Source organism: Photobacterium sp. OFAV2-7 (genome assembly GCF_022347985.1).
Classification (GTDB): Bacteria; Pseudomonadota; Gammaproteobacteria; order Enterobacterales; family Vibrionaceae; genus Photobacterium.
Genome location: NZ_JAKRFQ010000311.1, coordinates 1 through 5352, shown reverse-complemented (window position 1 = coordinate 5352; position 5352 = coordinate 1). Strand labels below are relative to the sequence as shown.

The following is a 5352-nucleotide window of genomic DNA, read 5'->3' as shown; positions in this document are numbered from 1 at the left end:
AAGTTAAGCATTAATCCACTGAAAAATCAATGGAACATACTCATATTAGCATCGAATAATACTAACATTTAATCGCAATAAAACAGCATCATCAAATTAGCCTTAATAGTTAAAATAACGATTTTGATTATTTCATAATGGAGGTAAAAAACCGTAATACTTTTGCAATAAACCATTAATACAGAGAATCAACCTTAAGAAAGAATACTTAAATGAAAAAAATGTATTTACCGGTGTTCACAATTAGCCTTCTCGCTTTAACAGCTTGCAACGCAGAACAACAACCGGCAGACAAACCAACTCCAGTCCGTCCAGTATTATCGACAGTAGCTGCCGATGTGGAGTCAGTGCTCTTATCCACTTACCCGGGGCGCGCCAAAGCTCGTCGTGAACTTAACGTAGGATTTGAGGTTCCTGGAAAGTTGATCAGTCGACCAGTAGAAGTTGGCTCTATGGTAAAAACAGGTGACGTGTTGGCCACTCTGGATCCGGCCCCCTATCTTGCCCGAGTCCGAACGCTTGAAGGGCAACGCGATGCGCTTTTAGCTTCATTGGAAGATGCCAACAAAGATCTTAAAAGAACAAGGGAACTACTAAAGAAAAAATACACTTCTCAAGCCAGAGTTGATGACCTAGTTACCTTGGTGAGATCTACTGAAGCAAACATCGAAGCAACTAACGGGGCTTTAGATGAAGCAAGGCTTAACCTCAAATATACAACCCTTGTAGCACCATTTGACGGTACAGTCTCAGAAACCTTTGTGGAAAATTTCCAGGTAACAAATGCTCGACTGCCGATTGTCAGATTGCTCGATACCTCCAAAATAGAGATGGAAGTTGCTGTTCCCGAAAATCTGATCAACCTTGAACCTTACGTACAATCCATAGACGTTCAATTTTCTAGCTTGCCTGATCTCGTGATTCCGGCTCAAATTGCCCACGTTGGCAACGATGCATCTCCAACAACACGAACCTACCCTGTCACGATAGTGATGGATCAACCACCGGGTAACAAAATTCAACCGGGCATGGCTGGTCGAGCTACTGCAAAAGTAAAATTACCTGCTGATTTACAACAAGTGGGTATCCAGATACCCGTTACTGCTATTTTTTCACCGAATACTTCACACCCAGATGACAAGCATGTCTGGATCATCGATGAAAACTCGCACCAGGTCAGCGCAAGACAAATTCAGATCCGTTCATTCACCGAGCGTGGCGTTCTTGTCAGTGGCGTCAATAAAGGGGAACGAATTGTAACGGCAGGCGCAAATTCATTGATTGAGGGCCAGAAGGTCCGATTACATGAACCTGTGGAGTAAAACTATGTCAGTTTCTCAATTTGCAATTCAAAAGCGTGCCGTCACGTATTTTTCCCTTTGTCTGATATTAGTAATAGGTTTCTTCAGTTACTTTCAGATGGGGCAGCTAGAAGATCCTGAGTTTACTGTAAAAACCGCTCTGGTCGTTACTCAATATCCAGGTGCTAGCCCCCAGGAAGTTGAACTGGAAGTTACTGATCGCCTTGAAACTGCGATTCAGGAGCTCCCCGAACTTGAATTCCTGACATCATTTTCCCATGCTGGTCTTTCGATCATTAAGGTGGAAATCAAACAGGAATATTGGGCTGATAGGCTGCCTCAAGTCTGGGACAAACTCCGTCACAAAGTTAACGATATAAGTAATCTATTACCACCAGGCACCTCGACGCCTAACGTTATTGATGACTTTAGTTTCGTCTATGGCTTCGTGCTTGCTGTAACGGGAGACGGTTATTCCTATGCAGAGCTCGAAGAACACGTAAAGACTATTCGTAAAGAACTTAGTCTTGTTGATGGTGTTTCCCGGGTTGAACCCTGGGGATTACAAACTAAGGCAGTTTATCTGGACGTTTCAGAGCAAAAAGTTCTCGACCTTGGAGTGTCCACTCAAGACTTTATCAGTACCTTAAATTTGCAAAATCAAGTTGTTGATGCAGGCTCACTTGAAATCAATGATCGACGTTTACGTATAGTCACCGACGGCCAATTTCAATCGGCTGAAGATATCGGTGATCTCAAGCTAAGGCCTTCGCTGCAAGACAAAGTAGCCGATGCAATGGAAAGCTTACCTCTCGTTGACGGTATTCCAACAAGCAGAAGCACCGACGTGGTTAGGCTAAGAGACATTGTTGATATTCGCAAAGGTTATATTGAACCGAAAATCAACGATATGCGCTTCAATGAGCAACCAGCTATTGGCATCTCGATTGCCAACATTTCAGGCGGAAACATTGTTGATACTGGCAGAAACCTAGATGAAGCGCTTGAGGAAATCATCACGAGGCTGCCTGTTGGCATTGAGATTCACAAAGTGGCATGGCAGAGTGATCTGGTCACCTCTGCAATTGATTCATTTATTATAAGCCTTATCGAAGCCGTACTGATCGTACTTGTTGTCATTACCCTGTTTATGGGTTGGCGCATGGGCGTCATCATTGGGGGCTCGCTTATATTAACGATCCTTGCGACTTTTATGGTCATGGTCGTGCTTGGAATTGACCTGCAACGCGTATCTCTGGGGGCTTTGGTTATTGCTCTCGGTATGATGGTCGACAATGCTATTGTTGTTGCAGACGGCATGGCAGTACGCCTTAAAAAAGGAATGAGCCGGACTAAAGCAGCTATTGAGGCAGCTACACAACCGAGTGTCGCTTTGCTTGGTGCCACTTTAGTCGCTGTGATGGCGTTCTTTCCGATTTTCGCCGCCCGAACTAACTCTGGCGAATATGCAGCATCACTTTTTGTAGTTGTGGGTGTTTCGCTCATCCTTAGCTGGGTGATCGCAATGACCATAACACCGCTTCTATGTCTTGACATCGTCAAGCTGCCAAATACACAGGGAGAGGTACGTGAAAGTATTCTTCTAAGAGCATTTCGCTCAATTCTAACGCTTTGCTTACGATTTAGAATCGTTACAAGCTTATTGATGTTTACCCTTTTGGGAACCTCAATCTATGGCTTTAACTATGTCGACCGATTGTTTTTTACAGACGCAACCAGGGCGCAGTTTATGGTTGATATCTGGGCGGATGAGGGAACAACTATCGATCAAACATCAAGCCTTGCCAAACGGGTTGAAGAAAAACTAGCTGATGATAAACGTGTGGATAGCGTAACTTCATTCATTGGCTCGGGGGGACCTCGTTTTTATCTTCCCGTTGATCCAGAGTTTCCTTACGCAAGTTATGCGCAATTGGTTATCAACACAACGTCACTGGATGTCGTCGATGACTTGGTTGCCGATCTCGAGCCATGGGTAAAATCAGAAATCCCGGAAGCTTTGGTACGAGTCAGAAAATATACTGCAGGACCAGGTAATACCTGGCCATTTGAGGTACGTTTTAGCGGACCGGCAAATGCAGACCCAATGGTCTTAAGAGACCTTGCAGAGCAAGGTCAGGCTATTCTGCATGCAACACCAAGGGCTAAGGATATTCGCACCGATATGCGTAACAGAACCTCTCACATTATTGCTCATTATGATCAAGTGACAGGGGTTTGGACAGGAACAACACGTTCTGATATCGCTAATGCATTTCGTATTGGATACGATGGTATTCCAGTTGGTTTATATCGCGAAAAGGATAATTTAATGCCCATTATCCTTCGTCGCAACGAAGAAGAACGCCAACAGCTTGCGAGTAACATAGCTCAACTTCAAGTAACCCCGGCCTTTTCTATCAAGGCAGTACCTCTTTCCTCAGTAACCGATGGTGTTGTTGAATTAGAAGATCCAACTATTGTGCGGTGGAATCGACGCAGATCCGTTGCTGTTCAGGCGAGTCCTGACGGTGTGACTCTTCCTGCTTTAGTCGATGAAGTCCGCGCTCAGTTCGAAGCTATCGAATTACCACCAGGTTATAAACTGGAGTGGCGAGGCGAAACCTACAGCACGGCAGATGCCCAGAACTCACTCAAACCCGGGGCTGCACCAGCATTGATAATTATGGTATTTATCGTGGTTGCCCTCTTCAACGCATTCAGGCCAGCCTTCGTGGTATTTGCTGTGGTTCCGTTCGCGATGATAGGAATAACTGGCGGGTTACTTTATTTCAATCAACCTTTCTCATTTATGGCACTGCTTGGCGCAATGAGTCTTGTTGGCCTGATGATCAAGAATGCAATTGTATTGTTGGAAGAAGTTCAGGTAAACCTCAACAAAGGTCTGCATAAAACAGATGCTTTAATTGAGGCGGCTGTTTCGCGCTTTAGTCCTGTATTGCTCGGAGCCGCGACTACCATCCTTGGCGTACTGCCATTGTTGACAGATATATTCTGGGTCGCGATGGCCACCACAATAGCGATCGGTCTGACCTTTGGCACAATCGTAACGATGATCCTCGTCCCGGTGTTTTATGCAGTACTTCACAACATTAAGGTAGAGACAAAAAAAGGATAATTTATTGATATGGATAGTCGATATCTGTTCATGGCTTCAAATAGGTAAACCATAGGAAGCTAAATTTGCCTTTATTCATGAACATCCTCATGAGGGACTGTGGGGATGTTCATTATGAGTTAATGAATTAGACTAATCTACCTTATGAGCAGCTCCTCACCTTTAGAGCTATACCATTGTTTTTATTATATCTATGATTGCAATTACTGGGTTTCTGCTTTAGTGACACTATCAATAATAAAAGTCATATTTTCGGTATAATCACCTCTCGTTGACTCTTCAAGCAAAAGCCCTTTCCCAGCAGAAATAAGTGTGTACGCAATACCCAAGGCGTTACTTTTTGGTACAAGACCATGGCGCGTCAGATAATCTGCAAGTCTAGCTCTAAAACGTAGTGGCCAGTCTTCACTAGATGTATGTGTCGCCTTCAAGGTATCGTCAAGCACTGCTGTTCCATGAGGGTTGCTGATAATTTCAATCGCTTCACCAATCAAAATATCAAAAACATCAATCAGGGTCTGCTTTGGCTCCTTTGTATCGCTATCAAGACGTACAAAAATCCGTGAATACATATTGGCTAAATATGTATACAGCACCCATTCATAACATTTATCTTTCGAGCCAAATTTTTTATATATAGATTGCCTCGACACTCCAGCAGCTTTTGCAAGATCTTGCATAGAAGCTTTTTGAAATCCATATTGTGAAAAAACCTTAAGTAACTCACTCGCTAACTTAAATTCGCACTCTTTTATCTCTGACATATATGAAACCAGACACTTAAAACAATGTACTTTTAACTACCTTCTACAAGAGGTCCCAAAATTTCTCAACTTTTTTTGTTAATTTTTCCGCACTAACATTAGTCCTTCTCACTTCAGACGGTACATCATAAGTCATTTTGCACGGTCA

Annotated in this window: 3 protein-coding genes; 2 read left to right on the top strand and 1 reads right to left on the bottom strand. The window is 43.5% G+C overall.

Translation table 11 applies throughout. The annotated features are described in order from the left end of the window. Positions 1-212: 212 nt before the first annotated feature. Positions 213-1322, top strand: a complete 1110-nt coding sequence (locus MHN01_RS15465; RefSeq protein WP_239412162.1) for an efflux RND transporter periplasmic adaptor subunit — start codon at positions 213-215, stop codon at positions 1320-1322. Continuing rightward, positions 1306-4440, top strand: a complete 3135-nt coding sequence (locus MHN01_RS15460) for an efflux RND transporter permease subunit (RefSeq protein ID WP_239412161.1) — start codon at positions 1306-1308, stop codon at positions 4438-4440. The genes MHN01_RS15465 and MHN01_RS15460 overlap by 17 nt, the downstream gene beginning before the upstream one ends. A gap of 203 nt (positions 4441-4643) precedes the next feature. Here MHN01_RS15460 and MHN01_RS15455 read toward each other — a convergent pair whose 3' ends face one another. Continuing rightward, positions 4644-5204: a TetR/AcrR family transcriptional regulator gene (locus tag MHN01_RS15455; RefSeq protein WP_239412160.1), complete on the bottom strand. Its 561-nt coding sequence runs from the start codon at positions 5202-5204 to the stop codon at positions 4644-4646. Between the last annotated feature and the right edge of the window lie 148 nt (positions 5205-5352).